Raw genomic sequence first — 24,713 nt, 5'->3', positions numbered from 1 at the left:
TAGCAAGATTGAGCCACAGATAACAAAAAGGCAGCAACCCTATTGGATTGCTGCCTTTTTCTATTATGAGCTTTCCCGATTATGAGAGTCGGCGTTATTCCATCGTCAGTAATAAGACAACAGGCGCCATAACGACGGCATCAGACTCTAATGCTTTAGCGGCAAAATGCGCTTCTAAACGAGCACCTCCAGCGGGTATTCCAGCAAACGCTTTGGGCGGAATGCTAAAGGAAGTGGTGATCACTTTCCCCGCTGCCAATTGGCTATCGCGTAACGCTTGGGTAAACATCATATCATCGGACCAAGCCCACAGACGTTTGCCCTCTTGCGTTACCAGCCACAAATCCGCCGTCATCCCTGAGTTATAACGCAGGCCGACGGCATAGGTTTGTGGATTGGTCACAGTCAACGTTGCCTTAACTGGCTGCTTGAAATCCACAAATGGCTCTAAGGCTAACTCGCCGCGAAGCAGTCCTGGCGTAGCATCAGTCGTCATAGGTTCAACCTTTAATGTCGGTGTACTTTTGAGGCCTGAAACATCGAGCGCCAGATCGGCAGCGCGAACAATCTCAGGCTGAACCGCTGCGGCTGTTGTCGTCTCGCCCTTGGTAGACGGACTCGTGTCAGCGGCTTCAGGCGCCGAGCAAGCAACAAGTTGCCCGCCGACAAAAGCACTCGCGCAAACAAGCAATGCGTAGCGCATTGGAGCAACCATTAGAAACCTCCTAGTTTTTTCAGTAAGGAGTCTTTTAATTTTTCCTTAGCTTTGTCGGTTTCTTCTTTTAACTGATTATTCAGTAACGCTTTAGTATCCAAGGCATATTCAGGTTTTTGGAAAGTCCCGGTAATAGCCAACGGAATGTCAATTCCAGCCAGCGCATCTTTGTCGCTACCGCCCTGACCTTTTAATGAATTCACTAGGCTAGTCGTCAACCTGTAGTCTAAGGCTTCAGTCAATAAATTCGCCGTACCTTTGCCCGCCAAACGCAATAAAGGTGAAGACATAGCAAGATCTGGGTTAGTGGCAACACCATTATCCAGCGAGAAACTGCCGGTCAAACTCGAGAAGTCGGTTTTGCGCTCTTCCTTGGTTTCTGGCGATAAGTCACCCTTTAACTTAGCTTGGGCGCTACGGATCATCTGCGGTATGTTAACCCCGTACAAAGCCCCGTCATTAATATCAAAATGGCCATTGGCTAATAGATTTTTCTTTAACTGCTCAGGGATCAAACTCCTACCTTTACCTTTCACATCAAAGTTGGCTGTACCCGCCAGTAAATCCACATCCGCCGCATCTTTCAGCAAAGGACGAATTTGTACACCCGTCACTTTTTTATCGAATTGATAACTTGCCACCGCTTGACGTGCATCGACCTGAGCGCTCACCAGCAACTTACCTTGGTATAAATCCGCATTCAGTTTCGTTAGATCTAACACGCCATTTTTAATTCCCACATCCATCAACCAATTTTGAGTCGACAGATTAGCGACCTTAATAGACTTAACGGTCAACTTGAGTTTTACATCAAGCTGCTTAAGGGCAGAGAGATCAGGCTCAACTGCCGGAGTGCTGGCAGCGGGTGCTTGTTCTGTTGCGGCAGCGGTCTCCGTTTTAGGTAACAGCGTATCTAAATCGATATCGCCGACTTGAAAATCAGCATTGATTTGCGGAGTTTTCGTGGCGTAATTCACGCCAACTTTACCCGCAGCGGTAATGCTCGCCGCGCTAAGCTGCGCAATATCGACGGACAATTGCTGTTTATCTAACGCGATTTGAGTCGCTAAGCTAATCGATGTTTCGAGTTTCTTATTGGGAATACTTTCACCTTCCACCACAGTGTCAATTTTGAGTTCATTGACGACGAGTTGCGTAAAGTCTCGGCTTAGTTTGATCTCACCTTTGCCTTCACTGCTTACCGTCATGTCCGGCATAGTTGCACTGAATTCAAAGGCGATGGGCGCAAATTGTTCTAAAGCGAATTCACCTAAGGTGAAGCTTTTTAAGGTAAAGACTTGAGTTTGCTTTTTCGCTTCGTCAATCATATTAATTTGGGTATTGGTGATTGAAATACCGCCAATATTAATATCGTTCAGTTTGGCATTTGAGGAAGTTTCGGCCGCTGGAGTTGCAGCTTTCTTACTATTATCACCACTTAATCCATCAAAACTGCTGGTGCCATTCTTGCGAGTCACTAAATTAATGGTTGCGCCATCGAGACTCAGCCCCGCAATTTCAATTTGCTGACTAAACAATGGCATCAACGCCACTTCGGCAACGGCTTTGTTGACTTCTAACATAGCCTTAGGGGTAAAGCCTTCAGGATTAGATAAAGACACGCCCCCTAAATTAATGCCGATAACAGGGAAAAAGGTCCAGGATAAATCGTCAGCGATGACTAATTCACGACCCGTTTGTTTTTTTACGGCATCAACTATTTCAGGTTTAAAATCATTAGGGTCGAAAAATACGGTGAGATACACTGTGACTAAAAGAATGAGCGTCACCACTAAGGCCAGGAGCCACTTAATGAATTTCATATAAATATCCTTATCAAAAACAACTTGAATTTAAAGCAACTAATTCATTTAAAAATGTTAATTTAAAAATGCAAAGTTCAACATCTCATCACTTACTGCAATACCATTTTCATCGGCATACAGCATCATACCGGGCGTAACCATTACGCCGCCCATATCTACAGCAACATTAATTTGGCCTTGATCTAACTTCTCGGTTTTTATGGGCATGGCACCTAAGGCATAAACACCTAAATTAAAAGTATTTAATCGGGCTACATCACGAACACAACCATTGATCACTATCCCTTGCCAGCCATTATCTAGCGCGCTTTGCGCAATGATATCGCCTAACAATGCGCGGCGCAGAGAGCCGCCCCCATCGACAACCAAAACTTTTCCTTGCCCATCCTGTGCAAGTATTTCTTTTACCTTAGAATTATCTTCAAAACACTTGACTGTGACTATCTCGCCCCAAAAGAGCCGCTTACCGCCATAGGGTTTAAATTCGAGGGGAAGTAACTGTAATTTAGACGGATAGTGGTCAAATAAATCTGGTAGTAGATCAAGCATTTGAATCTCCATAATAGCCTATCACTTTAGACTACCCATAATTGTAGACCCCGACAAGGTCAAAGCAAAAATCAGCGAATTTTTTATTTAATTTTAACCAGCAAAGGCTTGGTGTATATTGGCATAGGCACTATAATCTGCGATAGTTAACGTCCTATGACACCCTTTAATGTTTCATAAGAAAGTTTCATCAATCTGTTCTCACACCTCTTTGTTATAAAGCGAAAACCAAATGACTACTGATCTTGATTTGCAGAGCGCAATCGCGGCTCTAGATGAATATGGATATGATAAAAAAGTCTCAACGGATCTTGAGCAAGCACGTAACAAGCAACAAATGGGTAAATATATCAAATCCCTCGACTATAGTTTACGTCGATTATTGATATTACAAGAAACAGTTAACGAGTTAGTTGAAGAAAAGAAACATCAATTAGCCCAGCAAGAAAACATTCAAACCTACAAAACAAAAATCATTAACTTGTCGAGAGAATTTAACATTTCTTACGATGAAGTCTTAGCGCTGATGACATCATCTAAATCTAAGAATTAAACATAACGCTATTCTGCTCTATCATTAAGCCGTCAATTTTTGACGCTAACACCTGCATATGCCATATAACGAAATATATAATTTTTCAGTTATATGGCAATAGGATCTGCTTGCCATTATTTGCTGAGTGTTAACGATTTCATTTCATCAGTAACTGTATTGACTTCACTTCCTCACAGTAATGTGTGCAACGATTCGGCACAAAAAAAGCAGAGCCTGAGCTCTGCTAATTTATATCAATATGCGAACTTATTTGTTTTGCATTAATTGACGAATATATTTCACTGGCGCGCTGCCGTAACTCAAGAATTGTTCGTGGAAGGTTTTAAGATCAAAATCTTTGCCTTGCGCTTTCTTGTATTCGTCACGGAAATCATAGATTTCACGATAACCAGAATAGTAGCTCGTCAGCTGAACTTGGCTAAGCGTAGCGCGGCGCCACTTGCCTTCGGCTTCTGCCTGCTGTTGGAAGGCTTCGTTCATCATCAGGGCAATGGCTTGCTCTTCAGTCATGCCTTTCACATGGATGCTGTAATCCAAAATAGTGTTACAGATAACACGTAAATTCCACTTGTAGTACATCAACCACATTTCAGGCTCAAAGTTGCCATAGCCTTCTTCTAGCATCATGCGCTCGGTATATACCGCCCAGCCTTCGACCATAGCGCCATTACCAAATAAACTTTTCACTAAACTCGGTGATTGGTTCGAGTAAACTAATTGAGTGTAGTGCCCAGGGATAGCTTCATGAATATTGAGAATTTGCAGGATCCAGTGATTATATTCACGTAAATAACTCTCAGCTGAGGCATCACTCATGCCATCGAGCGGCGTCACGTTGTAATAAGTATTACCAGATTTATCGTAAGGTCCTGGTGCACTAATAGAAGCACCAGCATAACCACGCATATATTCGGGTGTTTCACGGACGACAAGTGGCTTTTTAGGATCTAATGTGACTAGGTTTTTCTTATTTACAAATTCAATTAACTCTGGAATTTGCTTACGCACTTCATTCACGAATTCATCGCGCTGAACATGCTGAGTCGATAATTTATCGATTAACTGGCGAATGGCGAGCTTACTGTCAGCAGGTTTTGGCGTAGTAAAATATTTAGGCCATAACTTATCGGTAATTTTTGCCATTTCCCCTTGAACACGGTCTTTATCGGCCACGGCTTTTTGATAGAGCTGTTTTGCTGTCATGCCCGCTTGGATATCAAAGGCAAATTTTTGCTCGTATAGTTCCTCGCCAATTCTAAAACTACGGGCACCGTCTTTTTTGAGTTGAACCACTAATTTGTCTAACCAAGCGATATGGCCGTTAATTGCAGCAGTGGCAGCATCAAACCGTGTGTTAAATAACGCTTTTTCCGTAGCCGTCAGACCAGAATCGGCGACCTGTTTTAATAAGTTATCGGAAAACACCGAAAATGCACCTTGGTTTTGCATCACAGCTAATTCGGTATGTTCCAATGTTGGCTTGCTAATGTTTGCCTGCGCGGCTGCATAATAAGCTGGTACATTTTCTAAACGCGCTAATACAGAACGTAATCTGTCATCTAATGGGGCAAAGTTTTCATTGATGATTTGGGCAAAACCACCCGATACGTTGTAGCTTGAAGGATCCCACTGCCAAGATTTAAAACTGTCAATTTCCCATGCCATGCTGCCGAGTAAATTGTCGATCAGATGATAATCAATCAGTTCATTAGGCGTCAGCGACTTTTGCTCGAACTGGGTCAATTTGGCTTGTTGTGCTTTCACAAACGCTAGTGTTTTCGCACGACCAGCCGCATCGGGGATTTCAAGATAGCCATCATTAACATGCTTGCCACTGTATAAGGCCCACGTCGGTGATAATTCCCACAATGAATCAATAAAGGATACTGAAAATTGCTCAAATGACTGGGCTTTAACTTCAGCCGCAACCACAGGTGTAGTTTGACTGGTATGGGATTGACAACCAGCAAGGCTGGCCAGCGATAACACTATCGCAATTGAAATAGCGGATTTTTTCATTATTATGGGTCCTTTGTTGATATTTAACAGGCATGCAAAAATTACCTAAGTTAATCATATTGTCCCAATAATTGCAGCAGTGTTAGCCGTGAATACATCTACGGTTACAAAATTGTGAGTTATCGATATTTATGCCGCCTATCATTCGCTTATTCGAGGTAAAATTCCCACTTTGCCAAACGAACTCAGATAACGATAATCGCCAATTCTGTTTCACCTCCTGATATACCCAAGCTACCTGAATATACGAGTTTCAGAGCGCCTAGGGGGCTCCAATTCAAGGCACATCAATGACAGAATGTCGGCTACCTTTTGAATTGATGCAACATAGAAGTGGAGTGCCCTAGGCGCTCCGTTCCGGCGGCTGATGTTAACCACGGGGTAACGCACTTTATGCCGCGTTGGTTATTTTTAACTTAGCCCACTAGGTCTGTAAATAACCGCCTTGCCCAAAGTGCGTTAAATTACCGCTGAATCCTGCATCTTCAGGTTGTTTGGGTATATAATATCGCCCTGCTCCGCTGTTAACGCGTTGGCGTAACAGTTTGCTTATACATTATTGACCTGACCCTTTACCTGAGACATTCAATGCCATTTTCCAAACTTGGATTAAGCGATCCGATTTTAAGAGCCATCACTGAGCTCGGCTATTCACAACCTACTCCAATCCAAGAAAAAGCCATCCCGGTGATCTTGAAAGGTAAAAACCTGCTCGCTGGCGCACAAACGGGTACAGGTAAAACCGCCAGTTTTGTGTTGCCAATACTGCAAATGTTCGCCGAGATGCCGAAAATTCGGGCTAAACGCGTTCGCGCCTTGATCTTAACCCCAACCCGCGAATTGGCCGTTCAGGTTGAAGACAATATTTCCAAATACGCAAAATACCTGCCGCTGACCTCTATGGCCATGTATGGTGGCGTCGATGCCGCACCACAGAAACAACGTCTTATTGAAGGCGTCGATATTCTGGTAGCGACACCCGGTAGATTGCTCGATATGTACACCCAAAGAGCGATTCATTTCGATGAAATCTCGGTATTAGTCCTAGACGAAGCCGATAGAATGCTTGATATGGGATTTATCGAAGACATCAATAAAATCATCGAACGTCTGCCAACAGAACGCCAAAATCTGTTGTTTTCGGCGACCTTATCTAAGCAAGTGCGCTTTTTAGCGAAAACAGCGGTTGAAAACCCTGTTGAGATTGAAATTGCCCGCGACAGTGCGAACGCACCGCAAATCGACCAATGGTTGATCACTGTCGATAAAGATAAAAAGTCTGCCCTGTTAAGCAAACTCATCACTGAGCAAGCTTGGGAACAGGCACTGATCTTTATCCAGACTAAACAAGGCGCCGCCAAACTGGTCAGCCAACTCGAAAAACGCGGTATTGCCGCCGAAGCCATTCACAGTGGTCGCAGCCAAGCGGTACGCGAGCAATTATTAGTCGATTTCAAGTCCGGAAGACTGCGCTTTTTAGTTGCGACCGGCGTGGCTTCTCGCGGTATCGATATCGACGCCCTCACCCGCGTGGTCAACTATGATCTGCCCGATGAAGCCGATGATTATATTCACCGTATTGGCCGAACCGGCCGTGCTGGCGCCTCCGGCGAAGCGATCTCCTTTGTTTCCAAAGATGATTTTAGAAACCTGTGTGCTATCGAGCGCCGTTTAGGCCACATCATAGTGCGTAAAGAAATTGAAGGCTTTGTGCCGAACAAAGAAGTGCCAGTTTCTATCCTCGATTTTGTGCCGAAAAATACCACGCCAAAAACCTTTAAAGCCCGCGCACCTGATGCTAGAACCTCACGCCCCGCGAAAGAAGGCTCCTTTGAAACCGCCCATGCGAAAAAGCATCGCAGCGCGAAATCAAAGCCTGAGGCAAAAGCCACTGTAGCGCGGCCGCAATCCACGCAGACTGACAACAGTAGCGAGACTACGGGTCGCAGTGCGCCCTTTAATCCGTGGAACAGCGGTTCTAAAACGAACTGATGGCCTAATACAAAGTCATGATCCCGTAAAAAGTCATGATCTAGTACCAGTCATGACTTATTAGAAATAAAAACTCATTAAGATAGAAGATATTAGCATGATTACATTCAGCACCAATTTAGGCGACATCACCATAGCACTCGACTTTGAACATGCGCCTGTCAGTTCAAAAAACTTTGTCCGCTATTGTGAAGAAGGCTTCTTTGAGCACACGATTTTTCACCGAGTGATCAAAGGCTTTATGATCCAAGGCGGCGGATTTACCGCAAAAATGAAAGAAAAGCCGACCCACGAGCCTATCGTGAACGAAGCCAACAAAGGCCTAAGTAACACCATAGGCACTATCGCTATGGCTCGCACCGATGCGCCTCATTCGGCCACGGCGCAGTTCTTCATTAACACCGCCAATAATGACTTTTTAGACCACACTGCCACCACCAATAACGGTTGGGGTTATGCGGTATTTGGTAAGGTCACTGCGGGAATGGATATTATCCAGCAGATTGAAAAAGTCAAAACCACCACAGTTGCCGGCCACGAAGATGTGCCCCGCGAACCCATCGTTATCGAGAAAGTGACGATTAATATCCAAAGCTGATCGTTAAAACGATAAAAATTTCTTTTGATATAATGTATCGCTCAGTTTTGCTGAGCGATTCATTATTTTTCTTAGCGGTTTTGAAAATTAATTAGTTCGCAAAAAAATCATACTTAATAAATACTGCTTAATATAAATTTACTTTACCTAATTTAACCTCAATCGCTTAACTTAAAATCAGTAGATTAATTATCCTCTCAACTTTTTAAAATCTACCTAATATATACTTAACCTTAATAAATTTAGCCTATCCTATTGATATCATAGCTATCCAACTAAAATTAATTCAACTTACTGTCATTTATCTAACGCTTTTAGTGTTAAACCCATCGACTGATATCCGCGTTCTTGATTTAAAATGCCTTGGCAACTTAATACCGCCATTGGAGTAATGGTTAATTCGTACTTATCACTCAGTGATGTTGAATATATACCTTGCCGACACGCATTGCTGACCCAAGTAAAAAAGTCACTCTGTTTACTCATTATTGAAGTCAATTTGGCAGTCTGAGCTAGGCGGATATGAGTCAAATGCTCACCAGTGGCGTCGATTTCAGCATAGGATCCCGGAGTGAGATAGTGCGAAATCGCATTTATTTCAGAGTTAGCTTGGCTTTGTTTCAATCGCTCAACTTGCGCTAATGCCCATACTCCATGCTCACCGACCACTGAGAGCGAACGATGTGATAAATCGACCAATAATGCTGTATTTTCATCGACCCCAAATGCCATTTTGCTATCGGCATTGGCGGTAAGGAGCAAGAGTCTTAAATAACGGTCTCGTTGTGAAAAGTGTGTGTCGGGTATACCAAAGGGGAAAAATCCAAGCCCACCTTGCTCGCGATAAGTGACCGCCGTTGCAGGAACTGAGGCATCACAATTAGCGACTTCACAACGCTCACTTGGCGCTTCGGTCGCGAAAACGCCAAAACTCAGGGCACCCTCACTCGTGCCACCGGTGATCATATTTTTATCAGCCATCACAGCAGTGCCAGCGCTGGTGCCACCGATGACAATTTCTTGTTTGGAAAGACGTTTCTTGATGATGGTTAATGCTTCACTGGGTGATTCATCCGGCGTCGTCCAAGCCTTTAAAGTCAGACTCTGATCGCCGCCATTTAAAAAGAGTCCGTCGATTTGATTAAGCAATTGATAGAGTTTAATGGGGCTGGCACAGAAATCCTTTTGCAGCTCAACTTGCTTTGGATAAAGCCTCGCCCTATCCGTATTACCTTGTATTTGCTGTCTAAACATTTCGAGTTGGTCACACTGACGGGTAGCGATACCTGCTTGCAACGCTGCATCTAAAGGCAGCCAAATAACCTCGGCCCCCATTTGCTCAAATACGCTGACATAGTAATGGGCCGCTTCAAAGGGATCGCGCGCAGAGGCGGTCACAACGGCGATCAGTGGACGTTTGGCATTGGGGTTGCTTTGCTGGCGCTTTGCCAACGCTTGCTGCGTAAATAATTGATAAAGCGTCGCGGCATGGGGATTGGTTGTGGAATCAAGTAACACTTGTTCTTGTAACAGCGTGCCGTCAGCAAGCATTTGCTTTTCTTCCAGTAAATCCAGCAGTGTGTAATATTGTTGGTCGCTCAAATGCGCCAGAAATTGCTTATCTATCTTTGCAATGGCTTGTTCAAGGCTTGCCAAGGTTAAGCTGTCACTATGTAAACGGCCAAGTGAACGGCCAATTTCAACATCGCTATTTTCAAGACTGTTACTGACAGGAGAAAGTGCTTTAGCCGCTTGCCGTAATATCACTTTCTGTTGCTCATTTAACGACTGCAATCTTGGGTGTTTAAGTGCACGTTCAAGCCACGAAACGTTGAACACATAACGTGTTTCGCGTTTGGCATCGGCTGAGAATTTGACTTCCGATTGGCAATTTGCGGGAGCTTGAGAGCTGCAGGTTTTCATCCCTCCGCCCACCAGCATAAGATCAAATGGTTGATGAGTGGGTATCGATAAACTCAGGGATTTCACTGGCGCTGACTGCACGCTTGGGGCGATAAATAGCAAAAGAGCAAAGTAAGAAATACTTAAGCTATTGAGCAAAAAAGATAAGTTTTTTAAGCAACGATTTTTCATAGTGGCACTCAATAAAAAGTGTGCGCCATGTATTGACTCAAGGCTCATGTTACGGATAGTCTTTTAACAGGTCAATAACAAAAGACTTCAGTTTATTACATGAAAACAGCAACAACTCTTTTCCAAAGATACCACTACCGCACATGGTATCTGTCCGAATGGTGGGACGAATAACCGCTAAACACCTTGTGTTTGGTGGAGTCTAGTCTAGCCGTCTTACTCCCCTCTCAATCATTTGATTGACGTTGCGCTTTCTGCAAAACATTAACTAATGCCATGCGTATTGACTCACGCGCAGCTTAGCCACGTCTAAAAATTCTAATAAGAGATTTATCGGGAGCTTATCATGAGAAGTTCTGTATTTTTGTGCGCTGTTTTTGGGTTGGCCTTGTCGCCCGTTGCTTTAGCTGTAGCCAATGAACTAGAAAAAACAACTGAGCAACCTGCCGCAGATGCACCGGTCGAGCGTGTCGCAGTCACAGGTTCACGCCTAAAAGGGGTGGATATGGAAGGCGCCAATCCACTGCAAAGTTTCACCCAAGATGACATCACTAAACGCGGTTACGAGAGTGTGAGTGAGTTTCTACGCGATCTCCCCCAAGCTTCAAGTGCGGGGACTTTCTCGGAAACTGGAGGTGTCGGTGGAGCCGATGGAGCACCAGCTGGCGCATCCGGTGTCAGTTTGCGCGGATTGGGTTCAAGCTCAACCTTAGTGCTAGTCAATGGCCGAAGAGTCGCCGTTGATTCCTTCTCTAATGGTTCTGACTCGTTTGTGAACGTCAATTCTATCCCTTTATCTGCCATTGAACGCATCGATGTGTTAACCGATGGCGCATCGTCCATCTATGGTTCGGATGCCATTGCCGGTGTAATTAACTTTATCCTCCGTAAGGATTTTGTCGGGCATGAGCTCAGTGCCCAATATGGGGATGATACTTCTGATCACGATGCCAGCCGTAAGAATCTGACCTACGCTGGCGGCTTTGCCACAGAAAACAGCAATACTACGGTTGTAGTCGATTATGCGACGCGAAACGCCATCTTTAATAGCGATAGACCTGTTAATGTCACCTTTGAATCTAGCACTCGTATGACCATAGATGGTGAAGATTACGCTGAGTCTTGGTGTGGCGATGATACCCAAAAAAGTGGTACACGTTGCAATTATGACTATGTTATTCAACGCGCTATCCAACCTGACTTTGAGAACATAGGCACGACCTTTAATCATATTTATCGTCTAGATAATGGATTGGAGTTTTTTGCTGAAGGCATGTATCAAAAGAATACCGGTTCAGCCTATGAGGCGCCTGCGGGATATACAGTGGATGTTGCTGGTGATTCTGCCAACATTCCCCAGTATGTTCACGACATTGACATGCTAGATGGCAGTGTCAGCGACGTTATCACTGTTCGAACTCGTTTCCCTGAGCGTCGAGTACAGGAATATGACACTCAGAGCTATCGAGTCCTCGCAGGACTGCGCGGTGAACTTGCCGACTGGAGCTGGGAAACCGCGGCGAGTTATGGCAAATCTACAAACGAAATCAACAATGTTGCTGGCTATATGAATGCCACTAAACTGGATGCCGCCGTGGCGGCGGATGAATTTAATCCGTTCAATTTAGGCCGTGATAGTAGCGCTGCACAAATTGCTGCCCTGCGCGATCCCGGCATTCGTAAAGGTGAATCAGAGGTGTTGTCGCTGGATTTTAATATCAGTGGCGATCTGTTTGCATTACCCGCAGGTGCAGTAAGCTCGGTATTTGGTGGAGAGCTGCGAAAAGAGCAAATATTTGATAGGCCATCCATCAACGCAGTGAATAACGAAATTATCGGCTTAGGCGCAAGCGATGCCGAAGCGGACCGGACGCAATATGCTATGTATGGCGAGTTTAATTTCCCCATTACCGACACCTTAGATGTGATCGCAGCTTTACGTTACGACCACTATAGTGACTTTGGTGGCGATGTTAACCCTAAAATATCAATGCGTTATCGCCCTCTTGAGGATTTAGTATTAAGGGCATCATGGAGTACAGGTTTTAGAGCCCCTTCCTTATCCCAATTAGGCGCAGGGACGTCGCTCAGCAGCCAGTATATCAATTGCGGTTCAGCTGAACCTTACAATGCCTTATGCGGTACTGCTGGCGCCGAGTTTGGCGAACTCGAGTTTGACCAAGAAACCATAGGCAATAAGGATTTATCCGCAGAAAAGTCTGCCGCCATTAACGTTGGCGTCTCTTGGAACCTCACCGAAGCACTACAATTGACTGTCGATTACTGGCGCTATGAGCACGATGATATTGTTGATATTGATGCCAACACCACCTTAGACGCCTGTATTAAAGACAGTACAAAAATCGTGACTAGCGTTGCAGAACTGGGGGATGAATTCGGCTGTGTTGTTGATGGCCAAGGGGATATCAGCTTCTTACGCACTGGCTATTTTAACGTCGGCAATCAAAATACTGATGGCATCGACTACAAGCTAGATTATCGCTTAGACACTGAAACCGCAGGTGAATTTAAGTTTTATGTTGCGGGCACTGAAACCCTGTCGTTTGAAAGACAAGTTACACCTTCAACCCCAGTGGAAGATTTATTAGGGCGGTTAAGTGGCGCCTCAGAAATTGCTCGTCCTGAAAGCGTGCTTGATCTAGGAACCGACTGGCAGCTCAACGATTGGAGTGCCAGTTTATCGGGTCACTACATCAGTTCATTGGGTGATGGTGACTTTAAATTTGATAACGAAACCGTCGACAGTTGGCTCACCTTCAGTGCGAGCCTTGGTTATGAGTTAAATGAGCACCATAGCTTTTTGGTGTCAGTGCGTAACCTAACAGATGAAGAACCGCCCTACGCCTCCTCTCCAACCAATGGCTATGCAAGCTCAGTCCATGATTGGTTAGGCCGTCGCTGGAACGTACGTTATACCTTCAAGTTTTAATGTACTGACTTGAGGCATTGGCCGCAGCGTTTAATTGTGGCCAATGCCTTATTCTGACCCTTTATAAAGGCACATAGGATGAAATTACCTACTGCAAGGGCAATGCCCGACGCTTTTGTTATTTTATTTTTTATCGTTTTAGCTGCCGCAATAAGCAGTTACCTGTTTCCAGCGGGTTGGTTTGCTATGGTCGATATCGTTGATAGCGCTGGCAACATCACTCAAAGAATCGATCCACAACAGTTTTTCATGACATACGATAACACGCATCATGTCAGTCTATTTTCAGCCAACGACAAAACGGGGCTGACCAATTTTGCCTTCGACGGCATGACATCAGGCGATCGCATGGGCTCGGCCGTTGGCGTCATGGCATTTATCCTTATCGTGGGTGGTGCCTTTGGTGTCGTCATGGACACTGGCGCCATTACTCATTGCATTATGGCGATGATCGCCAAACTGCAGCGCAGCCAAGTATTACTGATCCCATTACTGTTTATAATATTTTCATTAAGCGGCGCGATATACGGCATGAGTGAAGAGGCCATTGCATTTTGCATTGTACTGTTACCGCTTTTTCAGGCTTTAGGTTATTCAGCAGCAACTGTGGTCATGGTCACCTACTTATCCACCCAAATTGGATTTGCTACCTCATGGATGAATCCATTTAGCGTGGCCATTGCGCAAGGGATTGCCGGTGTACCTTTAATGTCTGGCGCTGATTTACGGATTGCAGCTTGGTTTGTTTTCACTGTTGTCGGCTTAATTTTTACCCTGCGCTACGCTAAAAAACATCGCTCGGCAGTGGATGCCACACTCGTGCATGCTAAAGATAAGCCATTGAATAATAAATGTTCTTACTTTGACGTTCTCGTGTTGCTTTGTTTACTCGGCGTAATTATGTGGGTGATTTGGGGAGTGGTAAACCAAGGCTATTATATTCCGCAAATCGCCAGTCAATTTTTTGCACTGGCCTTGGTTGTTGGGCTGATTGCCGTTATTTGGCGAAAACGTAGCTTGAACCAAATCTCAAGTGCCTTTCAAAAAGGCGCCAGTGAATTGTTACCCGCTGCTATGATTGTGGGATTCGCCAAAGGTGTGGTGTTATTGCTTGGCGGCGATGACCCACAACAGCCCTCTATTCTTAACACTGCCTTACATTATGCCGGCGAGTCCTTGGCAACGTTACCTGATGTCACCTCTGCCATTGTTATGTATATATTTCAATCTATTATGAATTTCTTTGTCGCATCGGGTTCCGGTCAAGCCGCCCTGACCATGCCTATCATGGCGCCGCTTTCCGATATTGCAGGCGTCACCCGCCAAGTATCAGTGCTTTGTTTTCAGCTTGGTGATGGACTGACAAATTTAGTGATCCCTACTTCAGCCTCATTAATGGGCTGTTTAGGTGTGGCTAAAATTTCATACGCTCAATGGCTTGCGCTTATTTGGCGCTTTCAATTATTGCTGACCTTGATGGCCAGTACCGTCATCTTATTTGCCGTTATTACAGGATATAGCTGATGTTAACTTTAATCCGTAACGCCGCCGTTTATGCGCCGCAGTTTTTAGGGCTACGCGACGTGTTATTTTGCGAGACGAAAGTCCTTAAAATCGCCCCCGTCATTGATCTTAAGCATGCAGACTTAGTCACAATCATCGAAGCCAATGGTCGCCCTTTAATCCCAGGTTTAGTGGACCCTTTAGTGCATATCACAGGCGGTGGCGGTGAAGGCGGTTACCACACGCGTACTCCAGAGATGCAACTAACAGATGCCAGCCTTGCTGGGGTCACTACGCTCGTCGCAGCATTGGGAACCGACGCCATTAGTCGCAGCTTGAACGAACTTGTCGTCAAAGCGAAAGCGCTCACATACGAAGGCTTGTCTGTCTTTTGCTACACTGGCTCCTATGAGTACCCCGTAAAGACCCTTACTGGCGATATCACCCAAGATCTGGTGTTAATCGACAATGTTATTGGTGTGGGTGAGATTGCAATTGCAGATCACCGAGGATCGCAACTCACTGTGCCAGAACTCGCCAGAGTCGCAGCCCAAAGCCGCGTCGGTGGCATGCTCAGCGGTAAAGGCGGCATAGTGTTTGTGCATGTGGGCGATGGTGCCACTGGTATCCAAATTTTGCATCACATCGCGCAGCAGTCTGATATCCCTTTAACGCAGTTCTATCCCACTCACATGAATCGCTCCCAGCAGTTATTAGAGCAAGGGCTTGAATTTGCACGACAAGGTGGGGTTATCGATTTCACGACGTCGACTAATACTCAATATTTAAACGAGGGTGAAGTCGCGGTCGTTGATGCGGTCCATTTTGCAATCTCGCAAGGTATCAACTTGAGTCAAATCAGCTTAAGTTCCGACGGTAATGCTAGCCTGCCTGTATTTAATGCTGACGGAGAGTGTATTGGAATAGAAATGGGTAAAGTCAGCAGTCTATTTGAAGCGCTAGTGGCTTTAATTAACAGTGGTTTACCCCTAGAACAAGTGCTTCCTTTAGTGACCTCAAATGCCGCTCGTGTGCTCAAGCTAAAAACCAAGGGCGGAATAAGCGAAACACACGATGCCGACTTTGTGTTATTAACGGATAACTTTAATATCGATAAAGTATGGAGCAAAGGGCAACTACTCGTTGATGAAGGTAACGCACTGAAATGGGGAACATTTGAATCGCAGTAACTCAATAATGGCGCACGCCGCACGCGTGCACCACACTCATAAACTGTGTGCAATGCAAGTAGATTACCCGCAAACAGAGCGTATCAAGCTCATTTTCTCAAGGTGAAAGAGTTTGCATTGGTAAGCGCACTCCGATCATCGCTGATTGACTGACATTTTAAAACGCGTAACGTTACGCCATCGAGACCCGAACTGCACCATTACAGTTACCGCGCTTCAGCCAAACTATCCCATAAAAACTGGGCATCTTATTGCCCTATTTAAGAAAAGTATTTTATATTCGGCAGATTAACGCCACTGCCAAAGAGCTTGTTCTCTATCCTCTTTACAGATATTGGACCTACAAGATACGCGTAACGGCGTTAGGCTAAATTAACCATCTGATATAGATGAAAAAGCCATTTCTGTATCTATTATAGTGTCTTGCTTACTCTTATTATCCCCTTTCCTTTCAAGCCCAAGATCACTGCGAACTTGGGCTGCTAATCCGATTAGGATGAGCAAAGAAACCTGCAGTAGCGCGCATAAAATGCTGTTTAACTTAGAGCGCAGGATGTTTAACTCGAGTCACATGATGTTTAACTTGGGTCACAATAAGCTATACCATGACTTCAGCGGCCTGCTCCATCGAGCCAACACTCTCAAGTCGATACTTTTTCAGAGACGCAGTCTACACATGTTAGGAAGAGATTTTGAATAATACAAAAGGTAGTCTGTTTATGGTTGCTGCTATGGCAGCATTTTCTATTGAAGACATGCTCATCAAATCTGCAGCAGAAACCACCTCTATCGGCCTCATTTTAGCGTTATTTGGCCTTGGTGGAATGTTGATATTTATACTGTTAACTTGGCGCAAGGGCGAAACTGTGCTTCACCCTGCAGCATTGTCGACCCCCATACTGTTACGCGCATTGTGTGAAGTGATCGGCCGCTTCTGTTTTGCTTTAGCTATCACCTTAACACCACTCTCGAGTGCATCCGCTATTTTGCAAGCCACACCTCTGATCGCCATGATTGGCGCAGCCTTGTTATTCGGTGAACAAGTAGGTCATAAAAGATGGCTTGCGGTATTGGTTGGTTTTGTGGGCGTGCTGATGATCATTCGTCCAGGGCTTGATGGCTTTGAAGCCACCTCTTTATTTGCCGTTATCGCTACCTTAGGTTTTGCAGGCCGCGATCTCGCAACACGTGCCGCATCGCCCGTGTTATCTAACATGCAACTTGGGGTGTATGGCTTTTTTGTGTTAATTCCGACAGGCTTAGCCATACTGATGTACCAAAATGAGCCCTTACAGTTTAGTACCACTGCGGCAACACAAATTCTGGGAGCCATCGTCTTTGGTGTCATGGCCTACAATGCGCTGACAATCGCGATGCGCGCTGGGGATGTCTCGGTAGTCAGCCCCTTTCGGTATACACGTTTACTGTTTGCCTTAGCATTAGGCATATTAATATTTGGCGAATCACCAGATTTACTGACACTTCTAGGGAGCTTACTCATAGTATTAAGTGGCGGCTATACCTTAGTCCAAACGCGTAAAAGAACCACGACGAATAACATACCTAATGCGGCATGAGATGAGTAAAACAACAACGTAAGTTGAAATCTCGGCTAAATTCTTCGCAAGTAAACCGACTCGACGAGGCGCAGAAACAAGCGCGATACACTCAACACAGATTCAGTCTTTGGTGATTTGCTATGGCATTAAAGCGTGCTAACGCTTAAGTACTTTTTGAGAGCTAACTTTTAAGCGCTAACTCTGAGCGTTGGTGAATCAAAAGTAATGCCCCATTAATTTTAATTATTCAAACAGTTAAACAGCAATGCTCGCGACGGCGAGCTTGCAAGTCATGACACCAACATAACGAGTAAACTCTCTTATTGAATCTGTCCAAGCGGCGCTGCGAGGACGGCGTTAGTCATCTTATTGTGAACGACAGTAGTTGATGTTGGTTACAGCAAGTGCCTGTGGTTTTAATGCAATACTGCATTCCAATGGCGGCGCAATTGTCTCTAAGGGGCCGCAACGTCCCACACCGTAAGTCGCAAACTGGTTGGGGTTAATGTCCGCATGGAAGAACTGATTCGGAACCCGCACCTTCAAACCACTGTGTTCACCCAAAGAGTCGGTTAGTTGGTCGCCGATACTCATTAGCCAAAATACCTTCCGTTCAGCTTCCAGCGCCTCGCGCACAATATCTTTATATGCAACATTGGGTGCTGGTGTGGGTAAATTGCTGCACACCAGTTGTTTAGTGTTGCGTGAAAAATAGGTGAACCTATCTACGACCTTAGCATCAAGGCCCATGTTATTTTCAAGCCAATACTGAGTGGGTTTAGCACTTTGGTTTTCACAATTACGGGCCGTGACAAAATAACAATCAACACCGTCTTTAAAACACCATTGTTTCGCAAAATCAACCATGCCCTGAATTGCTGGCCCCTTGCCCGTTGGGTCGGAATCAATTGCAGCGCTAAACTCCAGTGTATTATCAATATCAAACATCAATGCTGGCGTTCTTTTCTGCTGTTTGAGTGCATCGATTAAGCCGCTTTTTTTAAAGGACCACATCAGATCATCTAACCGTTTGCGCAAGGTTTCAATATCAGTGGCATACTGGGATTGCGCACCATAGTGAGAAAAACCTGCACTATCCTGCGTGAGCTGATAATAGTTTTGGTCATCACTATTGGTCATCAATGGGCTGGGTGCGGGCACAGTGATGGGCTTGCAGTTATCGCCATCAGCATCGCACTTCGCATCTAAACAGATTTTCTCGGAACCGCTGTATTGATTTGCCGCCCCAATACGCACATCTAATTGCGATTTATCGCGGGTCAACTCGCGGTACAAACTGAGCGGGTCTGGTGTTGTTGAATGCGAACTGCACGCACTGAGAAAACAGGATATCAGTATTAATAAAATAATATGTTTCATCGTGATACTCCGATAACAGATGACAGTGAAAAACCGCGCCGATTGAGCACGCGGTTATTTACTGGCAATTAAAAGCAGGTTAACGACTCAATAAACGAAATGGCATTAACTTGCTTTGAGATCTGCTAACACATGATCTGCTGCCTGAAATGCCAACGCTGCCAAAGTGAGGGTGGGATTACCCGTCGCAACTGTTGGAAACACGCCGCTACCGACTAAAAACAGATTGCTATGATCCCAAGATTGCTGACGAGGATTCACCACCGACGTATCTTTGCAGTCCCCCATTCGATACGTCCCCACAATATGTCCAGCACCGTAAAACGTAAAATTATTGCCCTGATATTCAAAATTATTCGAGGTTACCTCACGCTTATCACCATAAAAAACCGGCGCAGGCGGAGCCTTGGTATATTCGCGCGCACCAAGGGCATCAAAGAGTTTGGTCGAAATATCCTTAGCCGAGACAAATGCGTTGCGCACATAATCTTCGCGGACTCGATAGGTTAATTTTGGGCGCGGTAAACCTAAATTATCAGTCAAGGTCTCAGACAGTTCGACACGGTTTTCCGGATCAGGCAATTGCTCAATTAAATAGCCCATACGAATTTGCCGAGTGTAAATACCATTTAAGGTATTCACCAAGGAGGCACCAAATAAGCTGCTATTTGCAGGCATAGCAGGGTCAAAGCGCAATGGAATACCCTGTTGATTGACAGAATCCCCATTTAATTGCGAATTATTTTGACCAAATACAAAGTCGGCTAAGGTAGTGAATGGATCGTTCGCAGCCCACTGCCAACCCTCATTGCCGATTTCGATACGATAGGCGGCACGGTCTTTACGAAAGGCGCCATCGCGTAAACTTTCAATGCCCGCAGTAGATAGAGGTCCTCGAAAACCATAGACAGGATCTTTAGCCAAACCCCAGGCCAAATACATGATGTGATCCATCAAATTACGCCCAACTTGATCGCTATGGTTTGCGACACCGTTCGGACAGGCTTTATTACGCTTAGACATGAGCAATAATTTTGGTGTCTCAATCGCGTGAGCGGCAATCACATATTTTTTAGCCGTAACAGTACCGCCGCCCGTTGCTACCCCTCCGTGAGTTTGATAGGTCACATAATCAATACCAACAACATCCTTTGTGTTTTCATCCACTTGAATATTTGTCGCAACGTGACGATAAAACACATCAACATTGCCGGTTTGCAATGCTCGCCCGAGCGTCACAGTGGCATCGTATTTGGCTTGGATTGGGCAAATAGGAATACAATTTGTGTTACCCGCGCATTGACGGCGTTCACCCGGTAATGAATTACGCCCCTGAGGGGTTGGCGTGACTGACAATTTAATCCTGTCGTACACCATATCGCTCACCGCTTGTTCGTATTGTTGATCGACTAAAGATGAAACAATACCAGGCATGGGATAATCGTAATTCGCGCCATAAACGCCATTCGGTGAAACATTAAATCCGCGATAGAGCTGATCCATCGCCTCTTTGTCACCGGCGACGCCAATCTCATTGGTCGCCTGTTCATAGTAAGGAACCAGCGCCTGATAAAATTGTTTTCCACCGGGCCAATCCACGCCCTGCTTATACTGGGTTTGCAATTCAAAATCATTGGGCAATAAATGCAAACTGGTTCCCAGCCAATGCCAAGTTGTGCCGCCACCAATGCGCTCATAGGAACTGGCAAAAGCAAACTTTGCTTCAGGACTGTCAGGTTTCAAATGCTCTGGTTGCGGCGTGTAGTCGAAATAACATTGCTTTGGATTACGCCATGCGCCAATTTGCAACACGGTATAACGCGGCACATTCTCCTTCGCAGGATCAGGCAGTCCGAGTGGATTATCCGCCGTCGATGCCGCTGGATTTTGCGTCGTAGGAGGATAAGGTGATTCAGGTGTTTTGGCATTGGCTTTAAAAAAGGTTTCCATGTAACCACTGCGGTCAACAGGCACTTCCTGCCCTGCTTCGAGGATTAATACTTTTTTCCCCGCCATCCCCAGTTGATAAGCCATGATAGAGCCCGCAATACCAGAGCCCACAATAATGACATCGTAATTGGTTTGAGCGCTCATACTGCACCTCCTTGATGACCCGTATATGCCGACAGTGCTGCGGGTGGTTTTGCCCAATAGCCGTAACGATAATTTGAATCCCCCATAGGATGAGCCTGCATAACTTGCCAGACTAGACCCGTGGTATAACTTTTTGCCGAAATCATATCGCTAACTGTGGTCTCCGGATCTTTATCCGTCGCGGGAATAATGGTTGGCCATGCACCTGAGTACCACATAAAAATCAATTTACGACAGGCCAACACAAAATTCGTCCCGTTGTCTGGCGCCAGCATTTGCGTGTCAATTTGTTGATCTGATAATTGCTGCGCTTTTAACGCCGCATATTTTTGCAGAATAGTAGTCACTAAGGTTGGGTCCTTCGATTCTTCGGTTATCCTTTGCGTAAATACAGGTAAGTATTCGGATTTAATATCCACGGGATCCAACGTCGGGGCAATAATACTGGTTGCAAAGCCGGTTAATACCGCGCTCAAACCAATAAAATTATTCATAGTATCGGCAGTCGCGCCTGTAATATCAGTCATGATGAGTTCCTTTCATAAATTATTGCGCGCGTTGCAGCAAGTAAGTGAAATCAGCAAAATTGCCGTTAGTGGTTGCCGCATTATTGTGACAAGCCATACAGCTGCTTGATGTTTGCTTTACCGAACCCTGTATATAAGTTTCGAGCGTGGTATTCGCTAAAAAAGAGGGAGCAGGCACGCCCGTTGGATCGGTGGGATTTTTAGCATCGGTAGGCCATTGCGTACTGACCAATTCGTAATTCATCCATACCGATCCCGGCACCACAGCATCGAGTGCAGCGTGATAACTGGCATTTAAGGCTTTAGCGTCGGCAGTAATAGGAATGACGCGTTCCACTTGAGTTGGTTTAGTGTGCGGGTTTGCCGGATCCCACGGGCGTGCAGGAGGTTCATTAACTTTGCAGTCAGTACATTTAGCATCGTAAAAATTATATGCCGACAATGATGCAGACTCACCTTGGGTTGGCGCGTTAGCAACATGCTCAAAGGTAGACCAAATCCATTGTGGTTCGCCTGTGGTTTTGTGAGCAATGTGAAACCCGACTAAACCGACTTGTTCAAGCGCACACGCGGGCTTGACCCCATGTTGCTCTTCGGGATTGTTATAAACTAGCGCATAAGTCGTATAGTAGTTCGTCGCATCAAACTTGCCGCCCATTTTTATCCATGAGGCCTTAAGCATGATAGAACCTACCTGCCCGGTTTTACTGTCGCTCGCGGTAAAATCAACATCGGCATTAAACTGTTTCTGGCCTTTTTTACTGTAGAGGTTATTGTCCAAAATAAAATTGAACATGGTTTCATTGGTTAATATTTCATAACGGGTATAAAGCCCGTTTTGATCAATCAATGGACCTGTTGTAAAAGGCTCACCACTTTCATCCAACACATTCGGGGTTTTCCCTACTTGCGTTAAATAAATAGTCCCTTGAGGAATGGACTTGGGATCAATACTTTTGCAAACATCCGGCACATTATTGGACTGATCCCAACCAGGTGGTTTTACGCCATCGGGTAAAAAAATCTCCCGGCTTTCCTTCCAATGCAGCCACACGACTGGCTGGTTAGTTTTTTGCCCAATGGTGGACATGGTATTGGGTGTGCCATCGGCATTGGCAGGCCAATTCAGTGCGATAAAGGATTGCCAAGAAAAATCATCAAAATCATGTTGCAAACTATCAAGAGAGAAAGGCGGTTTTGCAGCGATTTCCAATGGTATAACCGGGCTTAAGGTTGGTAAACTGGCGGCAGCTTTGGTAACGGCTGGCGATTCCGCTTGCACGGTCGCACTCATACACAAGAACAACGCGCTATAACTAAAGTATTTGATATACATGAAATTAACTCTCCTTGTTGTTGGAACTTATCACTCACCATCATTACTGCTATAGAAACGATTAATCCTCTGTTGTTTGCCTAAGGTGCATAAGCCAGCAGAACTCTGCTATGTAACAGTGTGATGACTTCATCACGGACTCGCTCGATGCATAAAACACGTTCGATGCATAAAACAATCGCGGTTTAGCTTGCTTTAACCTTACTTTGATAACGAAAAATATAAGTATTCTGCAGCATCTCTGCATACCTAGCGCCGATATCAAGGTACAAATCGCGTGCAGGACTTAGCCTCTGCCAAGTCCAGATAAATGGGTATGCATAATGCGATTGAAGTTTATTTTTTGATCGCCCCCGCTGGTCTACAGAACAGATCTGAAGCAACTGATATGGATAATGATGAACGTCTTTCATTGAAAATCCTTTTCATGACAGCGTTTTATCACGATACCTTGAGCCTAGATAATTCAATCAAAACCAGATGCTTAATTGAAATCCTGTTAGCTCCGTGAAAGATAAGATATACCTACATTTTTACAGTGAAACTAATTCTATTCTGGTAGAAGAAAAGTTACCTTCTGAAAACATGCTAAGTTAAAAAATTGTTTACAATTGACTTATTGTCAAGTTTGAAACGGGAGATTTGTTGGATTTGCAGAAAGGAAGAGGCTGTACTTAAACTAAGGTATGGTTACTTGGTAAAGCGGACATAAAGCATGAGCCAGCGCATGTAACGCAGCTGGCTCAATACTGTTTATCAAGACTTAAAATCTTTCATCACGAATCGCCGGAAGTAACAGTTCACGCACATAAGATGCATCTGACAAGCTCAGGAGAGTTCGAACAAGGTTGACAACATCGTGCACTGGCACAAGGGTGCCATCACCTCGCTGAGCAGCTTCGTCAATGGATGTTGCAAGCGTATCCTCCGTATTGAGATAACCCAGCTGCAAGCAAGTTACAGCCAGACCCTCTTCTCTAAAACCCTCTCGCAATGCGTCACTAATACCGGTAAGAGCAAATTTTGACGCATTAAACGTCACTTCTGGACGCCCGCTTTGGCGTAGTCCAGATGTTGAGCCCGTAAGGATTAACTGAGGTTTAGAAGAGTTGAGTAATTTAGGGATCAAGCGCTTAAGCAGAATAATTGTGCCCGTGATATTAATATTTACCATATCGACAATACTTTGATCCTCATCGTCAAGGAAGCTGTACTCGTCGGTGAAGGCTGAAGGTTCCCATACTCCAAGATTATAAATGAGTACATCCAGTTGCGCCGGAGTTTGCTGCTCAATCAATCGAACGGCTTCTAATGGCGAACTCATGTCTACATTGATCCATTCGACCTCAACGCAGGCGGGTAAATTGAGATCACTGGGTTGACTGCGTGAAACACCAATAACAGTGTCACCCGCAGTACATAATCCCTCAACAAAAGCGCGGCCAAGACCTCTACCCGCTCCAACAACCATCAATTTCATAATGTTAAACTCTCCATCGGATCGAAACCATTAACGAGTACACAAGCGTATTTATGCTAATAGGCCAGCAATACGCACATGGTTAACTAACTGTATTAAATGAAACTGAACAGTTTGCAATTGAGCATTTGACCCAAGGAAATAGGGATATACGGCACCCAAAGTTATCACTCAAATTGATGCTAGAACTCTGTGAACACGCATTATGGTGGTATCAAGCAGCATTAAACCTAATCAACTGACAATGTTCTGGTCTAATCCCATCGAACACTTAATTTTGAGACAGTATGGTCAATAAATTAAGAGGTCTATATGAGTCTGAAAAAATCACATAAGAGTTATCCG

The 24,713-nt window shown here is 45.0% G+C and carries 17 protein-coding genes; 7 read left to right on the top strand and 10 right to left on the bottom strand.

The annotated features are described in order from the left end of the window. Positions 1–94: 94 nt before the first annotated feature. From BM607_RS04830 to BM607_RS04820, 3 genes are read right to left on the bottom strand one after another with little or no spacing between them, the layout of a single operon-like run. Positions 95–715, bottom strand: a complete 621-nt coding sequence (locus BM607_RS04830) for a BsuPI-related putative proteinase inhibitor (RefSeq protein ID WP_071939774.1) — start codon at positions 713–715, stop codon at positions 95–97. Beyond that, the gene (locus BM607_RS04825; RefSeq protein WP_071939773.1) at positions 715–2,538 is read right to left on the bottom strand and encodes an AsmA family protein; all 1,824 of its coding nucleotides are present in this window, start codon (positions 2,536–2,538) and stop codon (positions 715–717) included. The genes BM607_RS04830 and BM607_RS04825 overlap by 1 nt, the downstream gene beginning before the upstream one ends. A gap of 57 nt (positions 2,539–2,595) precedes the next feature. Continuing rightward, positions 2,596–3,090: a putative 4-hydroxy-4-methyl-2-oxoglutarate aldolase gene (locus BM607_RS04820; protein ID WP_071939772.1), complete on the bottom strand. Its 495-nt coding sequence runs from the start codon at positions 3,088–3,090 to the stop codon at positions 2,596–2,598. A gap of 232 nt (positions 3,091–3,322) precedes the next feature. On the opposite strand from BM607_RS04820, the gene BM607_RS04815 reads away from it, so the two are divergent. Continuing rightward, on the top strand, positions 3,323–3,643 hold the full coding sequence (locus tag BM607_RS04815; protein WP_006081481.1) for a hypothetical protein: 321 nt from the start codon (positions 3,323–3,325) through the stop codon (positions 3,641–3,643). Positions 3,644–3,892: 249 nt separating this feature from the next. Here the strand turns inward: BM607_RS04815 and BM607_RS04810 are convergent, their stop codons facing one another. Further along, positions 3,893–5,665 carry a DUF885 domain-containing protein gene (locus BM607_RS04810; protein WP_071939771.1) on the bottom strand — a complete coding sequence of 591 codons (1,773 nt, stop codon included), beginning with the start codon at positions 5,663–5,665 and terminating at the stop codon, positions 3,893–3,895. Between the two features lie 588 nt (positions 5,666–6,253). On the opposite strand from BM607_RS04810, the gene BM607_RS04800 reads away from it, so the two are divergent. Together BM607_RS04800 and BM607_RS04795 are read left to right on the top strand one after the other, a co-directional pair. Then, positions 6,254–7,657 carry a DEAD/DEAH box helicase gene (locus BM607_RS04800; RefSeq protein ID WP_071939770.1) on the top strand — a complete coding sequence of 468 codons (1,404 nt, stop codon included), beginning with the start codon at positions 6,254–6,256 and terminating at the stop codon, positions 7,655–7,657. A 97-nt stretch (positions 7,658–7,754) separates the two neighbouring features. Beyond that, a complete protein-coding gene (locus BM607_RS04795) occupies positions 7,755–8,255 on the top strand; it encodes a peptidylprolyl isomerase (RefSeq protein WP_006081478.1) in 501 nt (166 codons plus the stop codon). 297 nt (positions 8,256–8,552) lie between these two features. Here BM607_RS04795 and BM607_RS04790 read toward each other — a convergent pair whose 3' ends face one another. Next, on the bottom strand, positions 8,553–10,349 hold the full coding sequence (locus tag BM607_RS04790) for a cyanophycinase (protein WP_071939769.1): 1,797 nt from the start codon (positions 10,347–10,349) through the stop codon (positions 8,553–8,555). 346 nt (positions 10,350–10,695) lie between these two features. On the opposite strand from BM607_RS04790, the gene BM607_RS04785 reads away from it, so the two are divergent. The 4 genes from BM607_RS04785 to BM607_RS04770 all read left to right on the top strand — a co-directional run bounded on the left by BM607_RS04785 (position 10,696) and on the right by BM607_RS04770 (position 17,569). Next, complete coding sequence (locus BM607_RS04785) at positions 10,696–13,299, top strand: TonB-dependent receptor (RefSeq protein ID WP_071939768.1); 2,604 nt, start codon at positions 10,696–10,698, stop codon at positions 13,297–13,299. A gap of 78 nt (positions 13,300–13,377) precedes the next feature. Next, positions 13,378–14,823 (top strand): putative basic amino acid antiporter YfcC, encoded by a 1,446-nt coding sequence (gene yfcC, locus BM607_RS04780; protein WP_071939767.1) that lies wholly within the window; start codon positions 13,378–13,380, stop codon positions 14,821–14,823. Beyond that, the gene (iadA, locus tag BM607_RS04775) at positions 14,823–15,992 is read left to right on the top strand and encodes a beta-aspartyl-peptidase (protein WP_071939766.1); all 1,170 of its coding nucleotides are present in this window, start codon (positions 14,823–14,825) and stop codon (positions 15,990–15,992) included. The genes yfcC and iadA overlap by 1 nt, the downstream gene beginning before the upstream one ends. Before the next feature lie 692 nt (positions 15,993–16,684). Then, complete coding sequence (locus tag BM607_RS04770; RefSeq protein ID WP_249269550.1) at positions 16,685–17,569, top strand: DMT family transporter; 885 nt, start codon at positions 16,685–16,687, stop codon at positions 17,567–17,569. Positions 17,570–17,917: 348 nt separating this feature from the next. Here BM607_RS04770 and BM607_RS04765 read toward each other — a convergent pair whose 3' ends face one another. The 5 genes from BM607_RS04765 to BM607_RS04740 form a co-directional block, all read right to left on the bottom strand. Next, the gene (locus BM607_RS04765; RefSeq protein ID WP_071939764.1) at positions 17,918–18,931 is read right to left on the bottom strand and encodes a hypothetical protein; all 1,014 of its coding nucleotides are present in this window, start codon (positions 18,929–18,931) and stop codon (positions 17,918–17,920) included. A gap of 105 nt (positions 18,932–19,036) precedes the next feature. After that, on the bottom strand, positions 19,037–21,025 hold the full coding sequence (locus BM607_RS04760) for a GMC family oxidoreductase (RefSeq protein ID WP_071939763.1): 1,989 nt from the start codon (positions 21,023–21,025) through the stop codon (positions 19,037–19,039). After that, positions 21,022–21,552, bottom strand: coding sequence for a hypothetical protein (locus BM607_RS04755; protein WP_071939762.1), 531 nt, complete (start codon positions 21,550–21,552; stop codon positions 21,022–21,024). Before BM607_RS04755 ends, BM607_RS04760 begins: the two co-directional genes overlap by 4 nt. A gap of 19 nt (positions 21,553–21,571) precedes the next feature. Beyond that, positions 21,572–22,888 (bottom strand): hypothetical protein, encoded by a 1,317-nt coding sequence (locus BM607_RS04750; protein WP_071939761.1) that lies wholly within the window; start codon positions 22,886–22,888, stop codon positions 21,572–21,574. 763 nt (positions 22,889–23,651) lie between these two features. Then, on the bottom strand, positions 23,652–24,368 hold the full coding sequence (locus BM607_RS04740) for an SDR family oxidoreductase (RefSeq protein WP_006081468.1): 717 nt from the start codon (positions 24,366–24,368) through the stop codon (positions 23,652–23,654). Between the last annotated feature and the right edge of the window lie 345 nt (positions 24,369–24,713).

The organism is Shewanella sp. SACH (assembly GCF_001887095.2).
GTDB classification, from domain to species: Bacteria; Pseudomonadota; Gammaproteobacteria; order Enterobacterales; family Shewanellaceae; genus Shewanella; species Shewanella baltica.
This window is presented reverse-complemented; position numbering and strand designations above follow the sequence as displayed.